General features: G+C 68.4%; 16 protein-coding genes. All 16 read left to right on the top strand.

Annotated features, from left to right (window positions below):
• Positions 1-45 precede the first annotated feature (45 nt).
• Positions 46-1,383, top strand: coding sequence for a phosphoglucosamine mutase (glmM, locus tag H3309_RS10380; RefSeq protein ID WP_182294647.1), 1,338 nt, complete (start codon positions 46-48; stop codon positions 1,381-1,383).
• Between the two features lie 19 nt (positions 1,384-1,402).
• Positions 1,403-1,660: a type II toxin-antitoxin system ParD family antitoxin gene (locus tag H3309_RS10375; protein ID WP_182294646.1), complete on the top strand. Its 258-nt coding sequence runs from the start codon at positions 1,403-1,405 to the stop codon at positions 1,658-1,660.
• Complete coding sequence (locus H3309_RS10370; RefSeq protein ID WP_182294645.1) at positions 1,657-1,959, top strand: type II toxin-antitoxin system RelE/ParE family toxin; 303 nt, start codon at positions 1,657-1,659, stop codon at positions 1,957-1,959. Before H3309_RS10375 ends, H3309_RS10370 begins: the two co-directional genes overlap by 4 nt.
• Complete coding sequence (gene thiD, locus H3309_RS10365; RefSeq protein ID WP_182294644.1) at positions 1,956-2,765, top strand: bifunctional hydroxymethylpyrimidine kinase/phosphomethylpyrimidine kinase; 810 nt, start codon at positions 1,956-1,958, stop codon at positions 2,763-2,765. The genes H3309_RS10370 and thiD overlap by 4 nt, the downstream gene beginning before the upstream one ends.
• Before the next feature lie 87 nt (positions 2,766-2,852).
• Positions 2,853-3,425, top strand: a complete 573-nt coding sequence (locus H3309_RS10360; RefSeq protein WP_243453689.1) for a ribonuclease HII — start codon at positions 2,853-2,855, stop codon at positions 3,423-3,425.
• A gap of 166 nt (positions 3,426-3,591) precedes the next feature.
• Positions 3,592-4,656 carry a site-specific DNA-methyltransferase gene (locus H3309_RS10355; protein ID WP_182294642.1) on the top strand — a complete coding sequence of 355 codons (1,065 nt, stop codon included), beginning with the start codon at positions 3,592-3,594 and terminating at the stop codon, positions 4,654-4,656.
• A gap of 59 nt (positions 4,657-4,715) precedes the next feature.
• Positions 4,716-6,737 carry a TonB-dependent receptor gene (locus H3309_RS10350; RefSeq protein ID WP_182294641.1) on the top strand — a complete coding sequence of 674 codons (2,022 nt, stop codon included), beginning with the start codon at positions 4,716-4,718 and terminating at the stop codon, positions 6,735-6,737.
• 77 nt (positions 6,738-6,814) lie between these two features.
• Positions 6,815-7,612, top strand: a complete 798-nt coding sequence (locus H3309_RS10345) for a Rossmann-fold NAD(P)-binding domain-containing protein (RefSeq protein ID WP_182294640.1) — start codon at positions 6,815-6,817, stop codon at positions 7,610-7,612.
• Positions 7,609-9,885, top strand: a complete 2,277-nt coding sequence (locus H3309_RS10340; protein WP_182294639.1) for a xanthine dehydrogenase family protein molybdopterin-binding subunit — start codon at positions 7,609-7,611, stop codon at positions 9,883-9,885. Before H3309_RS10345 ends, H3309_RS10340 begins: the two co-directional genes overlap by 4 nt.
• A 120-nt stretch (positions 9,886-10,005) precedes the next feature.
• Complete coding sequence (locus tag H3309_RS10335; RefSeq protein ID WP_243453688.1) at positions 10,006-11,256, top strand: ferredoxin:protochlorophyllide reductase (ATP-dependent) subunit N; 1,251 nt, start codon at positions 10,006-10,008, stop codon at positions 11,254-11,256.
• Complete coding sequence (gene bchB, locus H3309_RS10330) at positions 11,256-12,911, top strand: ferredoxin:protochlorophyllide reductase (ATP-dependent) subunit B (RefSeq protein WP_182294638.1); 1,656 nt, start codon at positions 11,256-11,258, stop codon at positions 12,909-12,911. The genes H3309_RS10335 and bchB overlap by 1 nt, the downstream gene beginning before the upstream one ends.
• Positions 12,901-16,482, top strand: coding sequence for a magnesium chelatase subunit H (locus H3309_RS10325; RefSeq protein ID WP_207791492.1), 3,582 nt, complete (start codon positions 12,901-12,903; stop codon positions 16,480-16,482). The genes bchB and H3309_RS10325 overlap by 11 nt, the downstream gene beginning before the upstream one ends.
• A 10-nt stretch (positions 16,483-16,492) precedes the next feature.
• Positions 16,493-17,380, top strand: a complete 888-nt coding sequence (gene bchL / locus H3309_RS10320; RefSeq protein ID WP_182294636.1) for a ferredoxin:protochlorophyllide reductase (ATP-dependent) iron-sulfur ATP-binding protein — start codon at positions 16,493-16,495, stop codon at positions 17,378-17,380.
• Complete coding sequence (bchM, locus tag H3309_RS10315) at positions 17,380-18,072, top strand: magnesium protoporphyrin IX methyltransferase (protein WP_182294635.1); 693 nt, start codon at positions 17,380-17,382, stop codon at positions 18,070-18,072. The genes bchL and bchM overlap by 1 nt, the downstream gene beginning before the upstream one ends.
• Positions 18,069-18,368 (top strand): hypothetical protein, encoded by a 300-nt coding sequence (locus H3309_RS10310; protein ID WP_243453687.1) that lies wholly within the window; start codon positions 18,069-18,071, stop codon positions 18,366-18,368. The genes bchM and H3309_RS10310 overlap by 4 nt, the downstream gene beginning before the upstream one ends.
• The gene (acsF, locus tag H3309_RS10305) at positions 18,365-19,441 is read left to right on the top strand and encodes a magnesium-protoporphyrin IX monomethyl ester (oxidative) cyclase (protein ID WP_243453686.1); all 1,077 of its coding nucleotides are present in this window, start codon (positions 18,365-18,367) and stop codon (positions 19,439-19,441) included. Before H3309_RS10310 ends, acsF begins: the two co-directional genes overlap by 4 nt.
• The last annotated feature ends 35 nt before the right edge of the window (positions 19,442-19,476 follow it).

Genomic DNA, 19,476 nt, shown 5'->3' with positions numbered 1-19,476 from the left:
GCGGGTGCGCGTGTAGGGCGGTGTCATAGGCATGTGAGGACGGGAATGGCACGCAAATATTTCGGCACGGACGGGATCAGGGGCCTGACCAACCAGGGCGCGATGACGCCCGAGATGGTGATGCGGGTGGGGCAGGCGGCGGGCGCGCATTTCCTGAACGGGGGCCACAAGCACCGGGTGCTGATCGGCAAGGACACGCGGTTGAGCGGTTACATGATGGAGCAGGCGCTGACCGCGGGCTTCACCAGCGTGGGGATGGACGTGGTGCAGGTGGGGCCGATGCCGACGCCGGCGGTCGCCATGCTGACGCGCAGCATGCGGGCCGACCTGGGGGTGATGATCAGTGCCAGCCACAACCCCTATCAGGACAATGGCATCAAGCTGTTCGGTCCGGACGGTTACAAGCTGTCGGACGCGGACGAGGCGGCGATCGAGGCGCGGCTGGAGGGACCGGTGACGCTGGCGGAGCCGGCGGCGATCGGCCGGGCGCGGCGGATCGACGATGCGCGCGGGCGCTATATCCACCATGCCAAATCGACCTTTCCGGAAGCGCTGCGCCTGGACGGGCTGCGGGTGGTGATCGACTGTGCGCATGGCGCCGCCTATCGCGTGGCGCCGGAGGCGCTGTGGGAGCTGGGCGCCGAGGTCATCAAGCTGGGGGTGGAGCCGAACGGCTTCAACATCAACGACGGCGTCGGGTCGACGCACCCGGCGACCCTGGCGGCGCGGGTGAAGGAGGCGCGGGCGGACGTGGGCATCGCGCTGGACGGCGATGCCGACCGATTGATCGTGGTGGATGAGAAGGGCGCGACGGTCGACGGCGACCAGCTGATGGCGGTGATGGCGGCGAGCGGCCATGCGGCGGGCACGCTGCGCGGCGGCGGCATCGTGGCGACGGTGATGTCCAACATGGGGCTGGAGCGCTATCTTCAGACGCTGGGGTTGACGCTGGCGCGGGCGAAGGTGGGCGACCGCTATGTGCTGGAGATGATGCGCGAGGGCGGGTTCAATGTGGGGGGCGAACAGTCCGGCCATCTGATCATGACCGATCATGGCACCACGGGCGATGGCCTGGTGGCGGCGTTGCAGGTGCTGGCGGTGCTGGTGGAGACGGGCGAGCCGGCATCGAAGGCGCTGAACCGGTTCAAGCCGTTTCCGCAGCTGTTGAAGAATGTCCGCTATGCCAAGGGCGCGCCGCTGGAGGATGCGGGCGTGCAGGCGGCGATCGCGGCGGAGGAAGGGAAGCTGGCGGGCAATGGCCGGTTGCTGATCCGCAAGTCCGGCACCGAGCCGTTGATCCGGGTGATGGCGGAGGGGGAGGATGCAGCACAGGTGAGGGCGAGCGTCGAGGCGGTTTGTGCGGCGGTGCGGGCGGTGGTATGAGGGCATGATGGAGCAGCGAATGAGCTTTGTGGCGCCGGAGGATCTGGCGCAGGCCGTGGAGAAGGCGGTGGCGGCGGGCCGTTATGCGGCAGCCGATGAGGTGATGGTGGAAGCGCTGGAATATTGGCGGGAGCGCCAGTACGATGGTGACGCGGATGCCTGGCGACGTGCAATTGATGCGGCGCTTGCCGATGACCAGACGATCGATGGTGCGAAGGCCTTTGCGGAGCTTCGCGAGCATATTGAAGCGCGGGCGCGCGGTTGTGCGGCGGCGTGACGCCATCATCGGCGTTTCGCCTGACGCGAGTAGCGCGGAGTGATTTGCAGCGGATCGTCGAGCGCTTTTTCGATCCCTGGCAGCGGGATGAGGCCATCGCCTATGTCGACGCGTTGATGGCAGCGATGGAACGCGCGGCGGCGCAACCGGGTTTGTGCACGCCGCGAGAGGATTTGCGGCCCGGTGTTCGGATGGGGCGCTACAAGGCGCACCGCTTCGCCTTTGTGGTTCGGGACGGGGTGCTGGTGGTGCTGCGCGTGGCGCATGGGCGGCAACGGGTGGAAGACATGTTTCGGTGACCATCGCGCGGGTCCTGATTGTCGCTGGCTCCGACTCCGGCGGTGGGGCGGGCATCCAGGCGGATATCAAGACGGTGACGCTGTTGGGGGGTTACGCCGCCAGCGCGGTGACGGCGGTGACGGTGCAGAACACGCGGGGGGTGCAGGCGGTGCATGCCGTGCCGGTCGATGTGATCGTGGCACAGATGCGCGCGGTGCTGGAGGATATCGGCGCCGATGTCGTGAAGCTGGGGATGCTGGGGGATGCGGCGACCATCCGTGCCGTGGCGGATGTCCTGGACGGGGTGCGGGTGCCGGTGGTGCTCGATCCGGTGATGGTGGCGAAGGGGGGGGCGGTGCTGCTGGCGGAGGAAGCGGTGGGCGCGATGGTGGAGCGCTTGTTGCCATTGGCGGCGCTGGTGACGCCGAACGTGCCGGAACTGGTGGCGCTGACGGGCACGGAGGTGGCGGACGAGGCCGACATGCTGCTGGCGGCGCAGGAGCTGCTGGAGGCGGGGCCGCGCGCGGTGCTCGCCAAGGGCGGGCATCTGGACGGCGATGCCCTGAGCGACTGGCTGGTGTGGCGGGGGGGGCAGCTGCGGTATGACGGGGTACGTATCGCCAGCCGGCACACGCATGGCACCGGCTGCACGCTGGCGAGCGCGGTGGCGGTGGGTCTGGCGCAGGGGATGGCGCTGGAGGCGGCGGTGGCGCGGGGCCGTGCATTTGTGCGGCGGGCGATCCTGGCGGCGCCGGGGCTGGGGGCGGGGCATGGACCGCTGGGGTTTGGATGGGGGTTGGGTGAGGCGGGCGGTGCCTGTGCGTGACGCGGGGTCCCCCACCCCGCTCACGTTGGGGCGCGGGTCGCCGCCGACGCTTTGCCTCGTCTTCGGCTCCCCGTGAACGGGAGGGGTGTGGATTTGTCCTTGCTTCGGGTGGCGGGCGTTGACGAGGCGGGCAGGGGGGCTTGGTGCGGGCCGGTGGTGGCGGGGGCGGTGGTGTTTTGGGGGGGCGTGCCGGAGGGGGTGGGGGACAGCAAGGCGCTGAGCGCCGCGCGCCGCGAGACGTTGGTGCCGCTGATCCGCGCGGTGGCGCATGTGGGGGTGGGGGTGGCGTTGGTCGAGGAGATCGAGGCGTTGAACATTCAGGGGGCGACCTTTCTGGCGATGCGGCGGGCGGTGGCGGCTTTGCCGGTGCGGCCGGCGCTGGTGCGGGTGGACGGCAACCGGGCGCCGGATTTCGGGGTGCCCGCGGAGACGATGGTGGGGGGCGATGCGCGCTGCCCGGCGATCGGGGCGGCGAGCATCGTGGCGAAGGTGGCGCGCGACGCGATGATGCGTGCGCTGGACGCGGATTTCCCGGGCTATGGCTTCGCCCGGCACAAGGGCTATGGCACGGCGGAGCATGCGGCGGCGCTGGCGCGACTGGGGGTTTGTACGTTGCACCGGCGGGGTTTCGCGCCGGTCGCGAAACTGTTGGGCGGGTGAGTCTTTTGCGCAACAGCACAAGCTGTTGCGGTTGCGATCCGTGGCGGACTCAATCTGTGGTGATTGTCGCGGTGATGAGTCCGGCTTTGAGGATATCGTCATAAATCCATGACTTGACGAGGGAATCCGTGATGATTCAGCAAGCTCCCCGACCAACGGGGGATTTATGCTGAACAGGATCATCATGGGCGATTGCGTGGCGGCGATGGACGCGCTGCCGGAAAAATCGGTGGACCTGGTGTTCGCCGATCCGCCGTACAATTTGCAACTGGGGGGTGATCTGCGGCGGCCCGACGGCAGCATGGTGGACGCCGTGACGGACGATTGGGACCGGTTCGACAGTTTTGCCGACTATGATCGCTTTACCCGCGACTGGCTGCGGGCGGCGCGGCGGGTGCTGAAGGATGATGGCGCGCTGTGGGTGATCGGCAGTTACCACAATATCTTTCGGGTGGGCGCCGCGGTGCAGGACCTGGGATATTGGATCCTGAACGATATCGTCTGGCGCAAGGCCAATCCGATGCCGAATTTCAAGGGCACGCGGTTCACCAATGCACATGAGACGCTGATCTGGGCGGCGAAGACGCCCGAGGCGCGCTATCGCTTCAACTATCGGGCGATGAAGGCGCTGAACGAGGACCTGCAGATGCGCTCCGACTGGGTGCTGCCGATCTGTTCGGGCGCGGAGCGGGTGAAGCTGGACGGGGTGAAGGCGCATCCGACGCAGAAGCCGGAGAGCCTGCTGTATCGCGTGCTGCTGGCCTGCACCGAGGTGGATGGCGTGGTATTGGACCCGTTCCTGGGCAGTGGCACGACGGGGGCGGTCGCCAGGCGGATGCGGCGCAACTGGATCGGGATCGAGCGCGACGCCGGCTATGCCGCCGTGGCGGCGGAGCGCATCGCGGCGGTGGAACCGATGGACACCGCCGACCTGGAGGCGACGATGAGCGCGCGCGCGGCGCCGAAGGTGCCGTTCGGGGCGCTGGTGGAGATGGGAATGGTGACGCCGGGCACGGTACTGACCGACCTGAAGCGGCGCTATCGGGCGCGGGTGCGGGCCGATGGGTCGCTGCAACTGGGGCGGGACAGTGGCTCGATCCACCGGGTGGGTGCGGCGGCGCAGGGGGCGCCGAGCTGCAACGGCTGGACCTTCTGGCATCTGGAACAACGCGGCAAGCTGGTGCCGCTGGACGCCATGCGACAGCAATATCGCGAGCGTACCGCGGAATAGGGGTTGAAAATTCGCGTCATGTGATATTATCACTCTCCGATTGCAAGATCGGAGTGGCGATGCGTAACCTGTTCGGGATGTTGTTGTTGTTGGCGGGTCCGGCGTTGGCGGAGGAGGCGCCGCCATCGTTGCACGAGGATGCACCGGCGGACATCATCGTGACGGCACCCTATCTGCGGGATCGCGCCGACCTGCTGTCGGGCGTCAGCGTGTTGACCGGAACGCAATTGCTGGCGGCGATCCGGCCGACCATCGGTGACACGCTGGCGCGGCAGCCGGGGGTGTCCTCGACCAGTTTCGGCCCCAATGCCTCGCGCCCCGTACTGCGCGGGTTCCAGGGGGAACGGATCCGCGTGCTGACCGATGGCATCGGCAGTTTCGATGTCTCCAACACCAGTGTCGATCATGCGGTGGTGATCAACCCGCTGCTGGCGGACCGGGTGGAGGTGATCAGGGGCCCGGCGAGCCTGCTCTATGGCAGCGCGGCCATCGGCGGCGTGGTGAATGTGACCGACAAGCGCATCCCGCGCGAGGTGCCGCGCGAGGCGGTCCATGTGGATGGCCAGGCCACCTATGGCAGCGCGGCGGAGGAGCGCAGCGGCGGGCTGTCGGTGGATGTGCCGCTGTCGGCCACGTTGGTGGCGCATGTCGATGGCAGTTACCTGAAGACCGGCGACCTGCGGGTGGGCGGGTTCGTGCTGTCGCCGGCGTTGCGGGCGCAGGCGGCGGCGAACGGGCTGGACGACTTGGCGACACTGCGCGGGCGGGTGCCGAACACGGCGGCCCGGACCTGGGATGTGGCGGGTGGGCTTTCGTTCGTGGGCGACAGCGGCAACGCGGGGTTCACCGTCAGCCACTATGATTCGCTCTATGGTGTGCCGATCCGGTTCGGTGTCGAGCCCGACGCCGAGGCCGAGGAGGTGCGGTTGAAGATGCGGCAGACGCGGGTGGATGCGCGTGCCGAGGTGGAGACGGGCGGCTTCATCGAACGGGTGAAGTTCCGCTTCGGCTTTGCCGATTACCGGCACAGCGAGATCGATCCCGAGGGGGCGATCGGCACGACCTTCCTGAACAAGGGGTTGGAGGGCCGGCTGGAGCTGGTGCAGGCGGAGCGCGGCATCTGGCGCGGGGCGAGCGGCGTGCAGTTGTTCATCCGCGATTTCGAGGCGGTCGGGGACGAGGCCTTCGTACCGCGCAACGAGACGGTGCAGTTCGGGCTGTTTACCTTGCAGGAGCTGGACTTCGGCGGGGTGAAGGCGGAGTTCGGCGGTCGCTATGAGCGCACCACGGCGAGCGCCAACAGCCTGAACGTGCGGCGGACCTTCGATGCCTTGTCCGGTTCGGCGGGGCTGAGCGTGGGACTGATGGAGGGCTGGCGCCTGGGGGTGAACCTGTCACGCAGCGAACGGGCGCCCGCCGGCGAGGAATTGTTCGCCAACGGCCCGCACGCCGGCACCCAGGCGTTCGAGATCGGCAATCCGGCGTTCGAGACCGAGCGCAGCACCGGCGTGGAAGCGGTGCTGCGCGGCAAGGGCACGGGATACCGGTTCGAGGCCTCCGCCTTCTGGAACCGGTTCAGCAACTATATCTATGAGGATGCGACCGGCGAGGTCGAGGACGACCTGCCGGTGTTCCTGTATCGGCAGGCACGCGCCCGTTACTATGGCGTGGAAGGCGAGCTGTCGGTGACGCTGGCGCAGCTGGGAACCGCGGCGATCAATGCCGATGTGCTGGGGGATTATGTGCATGCGGAGGTGCTGGACGTGGGACCGGCGCCGCGCATTCCGCCCTATCGCCTGCTGGGCGGGCTGGAGGCGGTTGCCGACCGGTGGAGCGTACGGGCTGAGGTGGAGCATGTGGGGGCGCAGCGACGGGTGACGGCGTTCGAGACGGAAACGCAAGGGTTCACGCTGGTGAATGCCAGTGCGAGCTGGCGGCCGTTCGATGGCAACCGGACGACCTTGTTGTTGAGCGCGAACAATATTTTCGATGTGGAAGCGCGACGGCACGCGAGTTTCCTGAAGGATTATGCGCCCTTGAGTGGCCGGGATGTGCGGCTGACGCTGCGGTTCAGCTATTGACGCTGCGCGCGGGAAAGCGCGCCGCATCGCTTGCCTTTGCCCGCCGATGACGGAAGGAGGGCGGTGAAGGGAAGCGGATGATGCGGCTGTGCATAGTGGGAATGGGATACAGCGGCGCGTGGATCGGGCGGGCGGCAGAGGCAGCGGGCCTTGAGGTGGTGGGGGTGCGGCGGGCGGCGTCCGCCGATGTGATCGGGTTCGATGAAGCCGCGGTGGCGGGGCTGGTGGCGGAGGCGGACTTTCTGCTGTCGAGCGTGCCGCCGTGGGCGGAGGGCGATCCGGTGCTGGCGCGGTTCGGCGCGGCCCTTCGCGCGCGGCGGGGGTGGACGGGTTATCTGAGTTCGACCGGAGTCTATGGCGATTGCGGCGGGGCCTGGGTGGATGAAAGCGCAGCGGTGGGGACCGGGCGTCGGACGGCGCGGAGTGCGGCGGATGCGGACTGGCAGGCGTTGGGGGCGACGGTGTTCCGGTTGCCGGGAATCTATGGTCCGGGGCGGAGTGCCATCGAGGCGGTGCGGGAGGGCACGGCGCGGCGAGTGAACCGGCCGGGGCATGTTTTCAGCCGGGTGCATGTGGCGGATATCGCGGGGGCGGTGGTTGCATCCATGAAACGCGATTTCAGGGGTGTGGTGAATGTGGCGGATGACTTGCCGGCGGAGCCGCGCGCGGTGACCGAGTTTGCCTGCGGGTTGCTGGGGTCGCCGCTGCCGCCGCTGCTGCCACTGGATGAGGCGGGGTTGAGCCCGATGGCGCTTGGCTTCTGGACCGAGCGGCGGCGTGTGGCGAATGGCCGCCTGACGGGAATGCTGGGCTATCGGTTGCGCTTTCCGGACTATAAGAGCGGTCTCGTGGCCTGTTTGAGGAGCGCATCATGAAGTTCGGCGACAGTGGTGTGGGCAAGTCGGTGGTGCGGGTGGAGGATGCGCGGTTGCTGACCGGCGCCGGGCGTTTCACTGATGATGTGCAGTTTCACGGGCAGCTTTATGGCGTGACGTTGCGGTCGCCGCATGCGCACGCCCGGATCGTTTCCATCGACACCGACGCGGCGATGGACGTGCCTGGCGTGGTGGCGATTTACACGGCGGCGGACATGGCCGGCTATGGCGAGATTCCCTGCCTGGTGCCGCTGTCGGGCGAACTGAAAACACCGCGGGCGATCCTGGCGGGCGAGCGGGCGCGGTTCGTGGGGGACGGGGTGGCATTCGTGGTGGCGGAGAGCCGCGAGGCGGCGCGCGCCGGGGCGGATGCGATTGTCGTGGACTATGACGAGCTGCCGGTGGTGGCGAGCATCGAGGCGGCGATCGCCGAGGGCGCGCCGGCGATCTGGGGCACGAGCAATGTGGTGTTCACCTGGGACGCGGGCGAGGCGGCACCGGCGGCGGCAGCAGTGGCGGCATCGAAGCATGTGACGCGGTTGCGGGTCGTGCAGAACCGGGTGGCGCCGACCAGCATGGAGGTGCGTGCCGCCGTCGGGCAATGGGACGGTGCGCGCTGGACGCTGCATGTCGGCAGCCAGGGCGTGGCGGGCATGCGGGCGATGCTGGCGGGCGCGGTGATGAAGTGCCCGCCGGAGCAGCTGCACATCCTGACCGGCGATGTCGGCGGCGGGTTCGGGATGAAGACCTTCATCTATGCCGAATATGCGCTGGTGCTGCACGCGGCGAAAGCGCTGGGCCGGCCGGTGAAGTGGACGGGGGAGCGCGGCGACGCTTTCCAGACCGACACGCACGGCCGGGCGATGGTGAGCGACGCGGCGCTGGGGTTCGACGGCGAGGGGCGCATTACCGGGCTGACGGTGGAGACGTGGAGCGACCTGGGCGCCTATCAGGCGCAATATGGCCCGGCCATCCAGACGATGGCCGGCGGGCGGATCATGGGCGGCGTGTATCGCATTCCGGCGATCCACAACCGGGTGCATGGCGTGATGACCAACACCGCGCCCGTTGATGCCTATCGCGGGGCGGGGCGGCCGGAGAGCGCCTATGTCATGGAGCGGCTGATCGAGGCGGCGGCGCGGGAGCTGGGGATCGAGGTGGACGAAATCCGCCGGCGCAACCTGCTGACGCCTGCTGAGCTGCCGCATGCCAACGGCCTGGGGCTGGAGTTCGACATCGGCGATTTTCCGGCGGTGTTGCAGCGGGCGCTGGACAATGCCGACTGGGCCGGTTTTCCGGCGCGCAAGGCGGAGGCCGCGCGGCGCGGCAAGCGCTATGGGCGCGGCCTGGCCTATTATGTCGAGATCGCCGGTGGCGGCAATCCGGACGAGCATGTCGATGTGAAGGTGCATGCCGACGGCATGGTGGATGTGGCGGTGGGGACGCAGAGCAACGGGCAGGGGCATGAGACGGTCTATGCCCAGGTGGTGAGCGAGCGGCTGGGCATTCCGATGGCGCAGGTGCGGATCGTGCAGGGCGACAGTGACCGGCTGGAGCGCGGCAACGGCACCGGCGGATCGCGCAGCATGGCGGTGGGCGGCAGCGCCTGCCAGCAGGCGTCCGACGATGTGGTGGCACGCGGCATCGAGCTGGCGAAGGCGGACCTGGGCGATGAGGTGGACTATGATGGCGGGCTGTTCCGGGCGCGCGGCAGCAACCGGACGGTGAGCCTGGCGGACCTGGCGGCGCAGCATCCCGGCGCCTTGGACGGCCGGACGCATTACAAGCAGGCAATCCCCAAGCCGACCTTCCCCAACGGTTGCCATGTGGCGGAGGTGGAGCTGGACCCCGAGACGGGGGTGATCGCGGTGAAGCGGTACAGCCTGTGCGATGATTTCGGCACGATCGTGAACCCGCTGCTGCTGCTGGGACAGATCCATGGTGGCGTGGCGCAGGGGCTCGGGCAGGCGGTGCTGGAGAATGTCGTCTATGACGACAATGGCCAGCTGCTGAGCGGAAGCTTCATGGACTATGGCCTGCCGCGGGCGGACGACATGCCGAACCATATCGGGTTCGACAATCTGCCGACGGTGAGCCCCACCAACTTGCTGGGCGCCAAGGGTTGCGGCGAGGCCGGGACCATCGGCGCGATGCCGAGCATCATGAACGCGATCATCGACGCGCTGGACGGCGTGCAGGTGGAAATGCCGGCGACGCCGGAGAAATTGTGGCGGGTGGCGCAGTCGCTAAAACCCGCCATGGCGGCCGAGTGAGTGTAAGGGGTGATTGACGTAAAGATGATTTGACACTTGGCGGCGCGCGGCCTTAGCATGTGCTGAGGCGGTTGGGAGCGCGAAATGCCCATGGCGACGGTGCAGGTGCAGGAGGGCCCGATGACGGCCATACGCGCGCCGGTGCTGAAGGAGCGCGGGCAGCGCGAGGTGTTCTGCGGGCTGACCGGCATCGTGTGGTTGCACCGCAAGATGCAGGACGCTTTCTTCCTGGTGGTGGGCAGCCGGACCTGCGCGCATCTGCTGCAATCGGCGGCGGGCGTGATGATCTTTGCCGAGCCGCGTTTCGCCACCGCGATCATCGAGGAGCGCGATCTGGCGGGGCTGGCGGATGCCAATGAGGAGCTGGATCGGGTGGTGGGGCGGCTGCTGGACCGGCGGCCGGACATCCGCACCTTGTTCCTGGTGGGAAGCTGCCCGTCCGAGGTGATCAAGCTGGACCTGGCGAAGGCGGCGCAGCGGCTCGACCGGACGCCCAATGCCCGTGGTGCCGTGCGCGTGCTGAACTATTCGGGCAGCGGCATCGAGACGACCTTCACGCAGGGCGAGGATGCCTGTTTGGCGGCGCTGGTGCCGGAAATGCCGGCCGGCGACGTATCGCAACTGCTGCTGGTGGGGGCGCTGCCCGATATCGTGGAGGACCAGTTCCTGCGGCTGTTCGCGGAGATCGGCATTCCCGTGGTGCGCTGCCTGCCGGGGCGGCGGGCAATGGATCTGCCGCCGGTGGGCGCGGGCACGCGGTTTTTGATGGCGCAGCCGTTTCTGGGCGAGACCGCGGCGGCGCTGGAGCGGCGCGGCGCGGTGCGGGTGGATGCGCTGTTCCCGTTCGGCGCCGAAGGAACGACCGCCTGGGCAGGCGCGGCGGCGGACGCGTTCGGCATCGACCCGATGGCGTTGCGGCGGGCGGTGGCGCCGGGACGGGAACGGGCGAAGCGGGCGCTGGAGCGCGCGCGGACGGTTTTGCAGGGCAAGCGGATCAGCTTCCTGCCGGACAGCCAGCTGGAGATTCCGCTGGCGCGCTTTCTGGCGAACGAGCTGGGGATGGTGCCGGTGGAGGTGGGGACGCCCTACCTTCACAAACAGCACATGGCGGCCGAGCTGGCGGCGTTGCCCGCCGGGGTTTTGCTGAGCGAGGGGCAGGATGTCGACCGGCAGCTCGATCGGGTGCGCAGGGAGCGGCCGGATATCACGGTGTGCGGCCTGGGGCTGGCGAACCCGCTGGAGGCGGAGGGGCTGACGACGAAATGGTCGATCGAGCTGGTGTTCAGCCCCGTGCATGGCTTTGAGCAGGCGGGCGACCTGGCGGAATTGTTCGCGCGGCCGCTGCGGCGGCGTGAAATGCTGAGGGTCTGATGCAGCTGACGGTCTGGACCTATGAGGGACCGCCGCATGTGGGGGCGATGCGGGTGGTGACCGGCATGCGCGACACGCATCTGGTGCTGCATGCGCCGCAGGGCGATACCTATGCCGACCTGCTGTTCACGATGATCGAGCGGCGGGGGCACCGCCCGCCGGTGAGTTTCACGACCTTTCAGGCGCGCGACCTGGGGAGCGACACGGCGGGGATTTTCCAGGCCTCGCTGCGCGATGCTGCAGAGCGATTCCAGCCGAAGGCGATGCTGGTGGGGGCGTCCTGCACCGCCGAGCTGATCCAGGACGATCCCGGCGGGCTGGCGACGGCGATGGGACTGGGCATGCCGGTGATCGCGCTGGAGCTGCCGAGTTACAGCCGCAAGGAGAATTGGGGGGCGGCGGAGACCTTTTACGCGATGGTGCGGGGGCTGGCGGACAAGTCCGTGACGCGCGCGCCCATGGAAGGGCGGCGGCCGCGGGCGAATCTGCTAGGGCCGACGGCGCTGGGGTTCCGGCATCGCGATGATGTGCGCGAAGTGAGCGCGCTGCTGGCGCGGATGGGCGTGGATGTGGCGGTGGTGGCGCCGATGGGAGCTGGGCCGGAGGATATCGCGCGGCTGGGCGAGGCGGATTTCAACGTGCTGATGTACCCAGAGACCGGGGATACGGCGGCGCGCTGGCTGGAGAAGACGTTCCGGCAGCCGGTGGTGCGGACGGTGCCGATCGGCCAGGGCGCGACGGCGGCGTTCATCGCCGAGGTGGCGGCGGTGGCGGGCGTGGCGCCGGTGGGGCCGGAGGAAAGCCGCCTGCCCTGGTGGAGCCATTCGGTGGATTCGACCTATCTGACGGGCAAGCGGGTGTTCATCTTTGGCGATGCGACGCATGCCATCGCCATGGCGCGGGTGGCGCGCGACGAGCTGGGGTTCGAGGTGGTGGGCCTGGGCTGCTACAACCGCGAGTTCGCGCGCGAGATGCGGACGGCGGCGGCGTTGTATGGCGTGGAGCCGCTGATCAGCGACGATTATCTGCAGGTGGAGAGCGCGATCGCGGCCTTGCAGCCCGAGCTGGTGCTGGGGACGCAGATGGAGCGGCACATCGCCAAGCGGCTGCGGATCCCGTGCGCGGTGATTTCGGCGCCGGTGCATGTGCAGGATTTTCCGGCGCGGCATTCGCCGGTGATGGGTTTCGAGGGCGCGAACGTGCTGTTCGATACGCTCATCCACCCGCTGGTGATGGGGCTGGAGGAGCATCTGCTGACGATGTTCCGCGAGGACCATGAGTTTCATGATGGCGTGGGGCCGTCGCATCTGGGGGCTGGCTCTGGTGGAGAGGCCCCCTCCCGCTCGCTGGCGCGAGTCGCCTCCCCCGCGAGCGGGGGAGGGGCTTTGGTAGGTGAGGCAGTGAACTCCCCCACCCCCGGCCCCTCCCCTGAGCCGAAGGCCACCAAAGGTGAACGGGAGGGGAGTGGTGGCGAAGTCTCCCTAGTTCCAGGGGAGGGGGGGTGGACGGCCGAGGCGGAGCGGGAGTTGTTGAAGATTCCGTTTTTCGTACGGGGGAAGGCGCGGCGGAACACCGAGAGCTATGCGCGGGATCGCGGGGTGGGGGTGATCACGCTCGATACGCTGTATGAGGCGAAGGCGCATCATGCCCGGTGAGCGCGCTCCCTGCCATGTGGTGATTGTCACGCTGGACAATCACCTGGCCGGTGCGGTCGAGCGGGCGCGGATGGGGTTTGCCGGCACGCATCCGGGGCTGACGGTGGGGTTCCATGCGGCGGCGGACTGGGAGGATGCGGCGGCGCTGGCGCAGGCCAAGGCCGATGTGGCGCGGGCGGACATCATCCTGGTGACGATGCTCTTCCTGGAGGATCATATCCGGGCGATCCTGCCGGAGCTGCAGGCGCGGCAGGCGGATTGTGACGCGATGGTGGCGCTGATGTCGGCCGGCGAGGTGGTGCGGCTGACCAAGATGGGGGCGTATCGGATGGACGCGCCGGCGAAGGGCCCGCTGGCGCTGCTGAAGAAGCTGCGTGGCAGCGGCAAGCCGGGCGCCAGCAGTGGCGCGGGGCAGATGGCGATGCTGCGGCGGCTGCCGAAGATATTGCGCTTCATTCCGGGGCCGGCGCAGGATGTGCGCGCCTATTTCCTGACGCTGCAATATTGGCTGGCGGGGTCGGACGACAATGCCGGCGCGATGATCGCGGCACTGGTGGATCGCTATGCCGACGGGCCGCGCAAGGGATGGCGGGGCGTGCTGCGCGTGGCGGCGCCGGTGGAATATCCGGAGGAGGGGGTTTACCATCCGAAGCTGCCGGGGCGGATTTCGGCCCGGGCCGAAGCGCTGCCGGTGGCACTGCCGGTGAAGGGGGGTGCGACCGGCCGGGTGGGGTTGATCCTGCTGCGCAGTTACATCCTGGCGAAGGATGCGGCGCATTATGACGGGGTGATCGCGGCGCTGGAGGCGAAGGGGCTGGCGGTGGTGCCGGTGTTCGCCAGCGGGCTGGACGCGCGGCCGGCGATCGAGAAGTTTCTGGTGAAGGATGGCCGGCCGACGGTGGATGCGATGGTCAGCCTGACCGGGTTCAGCCTGGTGGGCGGCCCGGCGTACAATGACAGCGCGGCGGCGGCGGCGATGCTCGACAAGCTGGATGTGCCGCTGATCGCGGCGCATCCGTTGGAGTTCCAGACGCTGGAGGCGTGGGGTGCGTCCAGGCAGGGGTTGCTGCCTGTCGAGGCGACGATGATGGTGGCGATTCCCGAGCTGGACGGGGCCACCAACCCGCATGTGTTCGGCGGACGCAGCGATTGCGCGGGGGTGGCCTGCGGCGGCTGCGCCCGCGCTTGCGTGTTCGAGAGCGAAGGCCCGGCGCGGGCGATGCGGGCCTGCCCGGAGCGGGCCGGGGCGCTGGCGGCGAAGGTGGCGAAGCTGGTGGCGCTGCGGCGCATGGCGCGGGCGGAACGGCGCGTGGCGCTGGTGCTGTTCAACTTCCCGCCGGGGACGGGGGCGGCGGGGAGCGCGGCGTTCCTGAGTGTGTTTGAATCGGCCTTCAACACGCTGCGGGCGATGCGCGATGCCGGCTATGACGTGGAACTGCCGGCGGATGTGGAGGCGCTGAGGGAGCGGGTGTTGCGCGGCAATGCGGCGACGTTCGGCGCGGAAGCCAATGTGCATGCGCGGGTGGGCGCGGACGACATCGTGGCGCGGGAGCCGCATCTTTCGGCGATCGAGGCGGAGTGGGGGCCGGCGCCGGGACGGGTGCAGGCTGATGCGCGGCATGTGCATGTGCTGGGGGCGATGTTCGGCAAGGTGTTTGTCGGCTTGCAGCCGGGCCTGGGCTATGAGGGCGATCCGGTGCGATTGCTGTTCGAAGGGCGGTTCGCGCCGACGCATGCGTTCAGCAGCTTCTATCGCTGGTTGCGGGAGGACTTTGGCGCGGACGCGCTGCTGCATTTCGGCACGCATGGCAGCCTGGAATTCATGCCGGGCAAGCAGGCGGGGATGTCCGCGGACTGCTGGCCGGAGCGGCTGATCGGCGATGTGCCGAACATCTACCTGTATGCGGCGAACAATCCTTCGGAAGGCATGCTGGCGAAGCGGCGCAGTGGCGCGACGCTGGTAAGCTACCTGACCCCGCCGGTGGCGGCCGCCGGGCTGACGGCGGGCATCGAGGCGCTGAAGGCGAGCGTGGAGCGCTGGCGGCGGACGGATCGGCAAGCGCCGGAGCGCGATGACCTGGTGGAGGTGATCCGCGACCAGGCGGCGGCGGTGGATCTGGAGGTGGACGACATCGAGGCGCTGGCGGGGCGCATCTATGAGATGGAGCGCGCGCTGATCCCGCAGGGGCTACATGTGGTGGGCGACGTGCCCGATGCAGCGGCGCGGGCGGAAATGCTGGCGGCGATGCCGGCGGACGCGGACCGGGAGCGGGCGGCGGCGCTGCTGGCGGTGGATGCGGAACTGCCGGCGTTGATCCGGGCGCTGGATGGCGGATTCGTGCCGCCGGCGGTGGGTGGCGACCTGACGCGCAATCCGGAGATGCTGCCGACCGGGCGCAACCTGCATGGCTTCGACCCGTTCCGCATTCCAAGTGCCTTCGCGCTGGCCGATGGCGCGGCGCAGGCGACGCGGCTGCTGGAACGGGCGCGGGCGGACAGTGGCCGGATGCCGGAGACGGTGGCGATGGTGCTGTGGGGCACCGACAATCTGAAGAGCGAGGGGGCGCAGCTGTCGCAGGCGCTGGCGCTGATGGGGGCGCGGCCGCGGCATGACAGCTATGGGCGCATGGCCGGGGCGGAGTTGATCCCGCTGGCGGAGCTGGGGCGGCCGCGGGTGGATGTGGTGGCGGCGCTGTCGGGCATTTTCCGCGACCTGCTGCCCCTCCAGGTGCGGGTGCTGGCGGAGGCGGCGTGGCTGGCGACGCAGGCGGATGAGCCGCTGGAGTGGAACTTCATCCGCAAGCACAGCCTGGCGCATGCGGCGAAACATGGCTGCGACCTGGAGACGGCGGGGCTGCGGGTATTCAGCAATGCCGAGGGGAGTTATGGCGCGAACGTCAACCGGCTGATCGATGCCAGCCTGTGGAGCGATCCCGACGAGCTGGCGGTGGCGTTCGAGCGGCAGAAGAGCTTTGCCTATGGCCGCACGGGGGCACCGGCGCGGCAGACGGCGATTTTCGGCAGCGCGATGGCGGGGGTGGAGCTGGCCTATCAGAATCTGGAATCCATCGAGCTGGGGCTGACCAGCGTGGACCAATATGTCGATACGCTCGGCGGGATTTCGCGGTCGGTGGCGCGGCATGGCGGCGCGGTGGCGCCCGTCTATATCGGTGACCAGACGCAAGGCGCGGGGACGGTGCGCAGCCTGAATGAGCAGGTAGCGCTGGAAACGCGGACGCGGATGCTGAACCCCGCCTGGTATGAGCCGATGCTGAAGCATGGCGGCGAGGGCGTGCACGCGATCGAAACCGGCGTGACGGCGACGCTGGGGTGGAGCGCCACGACGGGGCAGGTCAGCCCCTGGGTATATCAGCGGCTGAGCGAGACCTTCATCCTGGACGAGGGGATGCGGGAGCGGCTGGCGGCGTTGAATCCGACGGCGGCGAACCGCGTGGCCAACCGCCTGATCGAGGCGAGCGAGCGGCAGTTTTGGGCGCCGGATGCGGCGACGCTTGCCGCGCTGCACGCGGCGGCGGATGCGCTGGAAGACCGGCTGGAAGGCATTTCATGAGGAACGGACAATGAGCACGTTGACGCTGGAGCGGCCGGGAGACGGCGAGGGCAGTGTTCAGGTAAAGCTGGACTCGGGTGCGAAGATCGGCGGTGCCAAGGTGTTCGCCGTCTATGGCAAGGGCGGGATCGGCAAGTCGACGACCAGCAGCAACCTGAGCGCCGCGTTCAGCCTGCTGGGGCAGCGGGTGTTGCAGATCGGCTGCGATCCCAAGCATGACAGCACCTTCACGCTGACCCGCAAGCTGATGCCGACGGTGATCGACGTGCTGGAAGCCAATGACTTCCACCACGAGGAGTTGCGCCCCGAGGATTACATGTTCGAGGGCTTCAACGGGGTGATGTGCGTGGAGGCCGGGGGGCCGCCGGCGGGGACGGGCTGTGGCGGCTATGTGGTGGGGCAGACGGTGAAGCTGTTGAAGCAGCACCATCTGCTGGAGGACACGGACGTCGTTATCTTTGACGTGCTGGGCGACGTAGTGTGCGGCGGTTTCGCGGCGCCGCTGCAATATGCCGAGCGGGCACTGGTGGTGGCGGCGAATGATTTCGACAGCATCTTCGCGATGAACCGCATCGTGGCAGCGATCAAGGCGAAGTCCAAGAATTACGAGGTGCGGCTGGCCGGCGTGGTGGCGAACCGCAGCCGCGACACCGACGAGATCGACCGCTTCGCCGGGGCGACCGGGCTGGAGCGGCTGGCGCATTTTCCCGACCTGGACGCGATCCGGCGGTCGCGGCTGAAGAAATGCACGATTTTCGAGATGGAGGATACGCCGGAAATCGAGGCCGTGCGGAATGAGTATAAACGGCTGGCGGCGATGCTATGGGCGGGTACACGGCCTCTGGAGGCGAACCCGATGAAGGATCGCGACATTTTCGAGTTTCTGGGGTTCGAGTGATGGACGCGACCGCGAGCTATGGCCGGACGCGGGAGGCGCTGACCGCCTATTTCGACCGCACGGCGTTCGCGCAATGGGCGGCGCTGACCAGCGACGCGCCGGTGAGCCGCATTCGCGCGACGGTGCGCGCCGGACGCGACCGGATGCGCGCGTTGCTGCTGGACTGGTTGCCGCAGGATCTGCGCGGGGCGCGGCTGCTGGATGCCGGGTGCGGGACGGGCGCGCTGGCGGTGGCGGCGGCGCAGCGCGGGGCGCAGGTGGTGGCGGTGGACGTGTCGGGGCAGCTGATCGACCTGGCGCGCGAGCGGGCGGCGTCTTCGGCTTCAGGGGCAGGGCTGCGGATCGAGTGGCTGGTGGGGGACATGCTGACCGCGGGCGGTGATGGCTTCGATCATGTGGTGGCGATGGATTCGCTGATTCACTACCCGGCGGCGGACATTGCGCGGGCGCTGGGGGCGCTGTCGGCACGGGCGCCGCATGTGGTGGCGACGGTGGCGCCGAGGACGCCGCTGTTGAGCGTGATGCACGGGGTGGGCAAGCTGTTCCCGCGCGATGACCGGGCGCCGGCGATCCAGCCGGTGAGGGTGGAGGGATTGCGGCGGCAGCTGGCGGCGGCGGGGTTGCGGAACGGCCGGCAGGCGCGGGTTTCCAGCGGTTTCTACACCAGCCAGGCGCTGGAGGTGGAACGGTGAGCCGGCTGATGTGGCAGCGCGGGCTGACGGTGGGGTGCACCATCGAGATCGACCATTCGCCGGAGAATCTGGGGGCGCATGTGCGGCTGGACGGCGAGCCGGCGATCGGCGCCGGCGATCGGGTACGGGTGCTGGGCGGAACAATCGAGGTGGTGCCCGGTGAGCATCGGGTGCTGCGGCGGCACGCGGTGATCGAGCGGGCGACGGCGCTGAACCGGTTGCTGACGCGGGTGACGGGGCATTTCGAGATGGGCGAGTTGTATGATGTGAGCTTTACGCCGGGGAGGCTGGCATGACGACTGCTGTGATGGAGCGCGCGCTTGGGGTCGATGTGCCCGATACCAACGCGATGGCGCGGACGGACACGATGCTGTCGCCGCGCTTCTATACCACCGATTTCGCGGCGATGGATGCGATCGACGTGTCGCCGGTGCGCGCCGAGTGGGAAAGCCTGATGGCCGAGATGGAAGCCGACCCGAACAAGCGGCATTTCAAGCGGACGGCGGCGTTCGACGGGGTGATCGAGGGGTTGCCGCCGGCGTTGAAGGCGGAGTTCACCGATTTCCTGGTGAGTTCGCTGACGTCGGAGTTTTCGGGTTGCATCCTTTATGCCGAGATCGCGCGGCGGGTGAAGAATCCGGACATGAAGCGGCTGTTCAAGCTGCTGGCGCGCGACGAGAGCCGGCATGCGGGCTTCATCAACGACACGCTGAAGGATGCGCGGATCGGGATCGACCTGAGTTTCCTGACCAAGGCGAAGAAATACACCTATTTCCGGCCCAAGTTCATTTTCTATGCGGTCTATCTGTCGGAGAAGATCGGCTATGCACGTTACATCGCCATTTTCCGGCAATTGGCGGCGCATCCGGAATATCGGTTCCATCCCATCTTCAACTGGTTCGAGCAGTGGTGCAACGACGAGTTCCGCCATGGCGAGGCGTTCGCGCTGATCCTGCGGGCCGATCCGAAGCTGCTGACGGGTGTGAACCGGCTGTGGGTGCGGTTTTTCCTGCTGTCGGTCTATGCCACCATGTATGTGCGCGACCATCTGCGGCCGGAATTCCATGCGGCGCTGGGGGTCGATCCGACCGATTATGATTATCGGGTGTTCGACATCTGCACGACGATCAGCCGGCAGGTGTTTCCGCTGGAGCTGAACCATCATGATCCGCGCTTTCGGGCCGGCATGGAGGCGTTGCGGCGGGCGAGCGACGGCATCGCCGCGGCGAAGGCCCGTGGCGGTGTGGGCGGCGCGCTGGCGCGGATCGGAAACATGGCGGCGGCGGGAGCGGCGTTCGCGCGGCTCTATCTGTTGCCGGTGAAGGAAAACCGGTTGCCCGCGACGGTGCGGCTGGCGCCGGCCTGGTGATGATGGAACAACAAGGAATGAGCGGGAGAAGCATG

The organism is Sandaracinobacteroides saxicola, assembly GCF_014117445.1.
GTDB lineage: Bacteria > Pseudomonadota > Alphaproteobacteria > Sphingomonadales > Sphingomonadaceae > Sandaracinobacteroides_A > Sandaracinobacteroides_A saxicola.
Note: the sequence above shows the minus strand (reverse complement) of the source record. Positions and strands in the feature narration are given on the sequence as shown.